This is a genomic window from Klebsiella sp. HN106 (genome assembly GCF_051209435.1).
In the GTDB taxonomy this organism is placed as follows: Bacteria; Pseudomonadota; Gammaproteobacteria; order Enterobacterales; family Enterobacteriaceae; genus Klebsiella; species Klebsiella oxytoca.
Genome location: NZ_JBLURD010000090.1, coordinates 1 through 572, shown reverse-complemented (window position 1 = coordinate 572; position 572 = coordinate 1). Strand labels below are relative to the sequence as shown.

Genomic DNA, 572 nt, shown 5'->3' with positions numbered 1-572 from the left:
GATGTTTTACGAAACATCTTCGGGTTGTGAGGTTAAGCGACTAAGCGTACACGGTGGATGCCCTGGCAGTCAGAGGCGATGAAGGACGTGCTAATCTGCGAAAAGCGTCGGTAAGGTGATATGAACCGTTACAGCCGGCGATGTCCGAATGGGGAAACCCAGTGCAATTCGTTGCACTATCGTTAACTGAATACATAGGTTAACGAGGCGAACCGGGGGAACTGAAACATCTAAGTACCCCGAGGAAAAGAAATCAACCGAGATTCCCCCAGTAGCGGCGAGCGAACGGGGAGCAGCCCGGAGTCTGAATCAGCTTGTGTGTTAGTGGAAGCGTCTGGAAAGTCGCAGGGTACAGGGTGATACTCCCGTACACTAAAACACACAGGCTGTGAACTCGAAGAGTAGGGCGGGACACGTGGTATCCTGTCTGAATATGGGGGGACCATCCTCCAAGGCTAAATACTCCTGACTGACCGATAGTGAACCAGTACCGTGAGGGAAAGGCGAAAAGAACCCCGGCGAGGGGAGTGAAAAAGAACCTGAAACCGTGTACGTACAAGCAGTAGGAGCCC

At 52.4% G+C, this 572-nt stretch carries 1 rRNA gene; it reads left to right on the top strand.

Annotated features, from left to right (window positions below):
- Window positions 1-30 precede the first annotated feature (30 nt).
- Window positions 31-572 (top strand): 23S ribosomal RNA (locus tag ACSIPU_RS30465); the annotation flags it as partial.